1 protein-coding gene is annotated in these 257 nt (G+C 66.5%); it reads right to left on the bottom strand.

Translation table 11 applies throughout. The features are described from left to right. A partial coding sequence (locus tag SB751_RS32575) for a molybdopterin dinucleotide binding domain-containing protein (protein ID WP_410749328.1) occupies positions 1–257 on the bottom strand: 257 nt, incomplete at both ends.

Raw genomic sequence — 257 nt, 5'->3', positions numbered from 1 at the left:
AGCGCGACCGCGACGATGTAGCCGCGCTTGGACGACACCTTCACGCGGTCGCCGTGCGCGACGCCGACTTCCTTCGCGAGGTCCTCGCCGATCTCGACGAATTGCTCGGGCTGGATGATCGAGTTCAGCCGCGCATGCTTGGTCCAGTAGTGGAAATGCTCGGTCAGCCGGTACGTCGTCGCGACGTGCGGGAACTCGGACACCTTGCCGAACGACGCGCGGTCGCCCGGGAACACGCGGGCGGCCGGATTGTTCAG

The organism is Cupriavidus sp. SIMBA_020 (assembly GCF_046535395.1).
GTDB lineage: Bacteria > Pseudomonadota > Gammaproteobacteria > Burkholderiales > Burkholderiaceae > Cupriavidus > Cupriavidus campinensis.
Note: the sequence above shows the minus strand (reverse complement) of the source record. Positions and strands in the feature narration are given on the sequence as shown.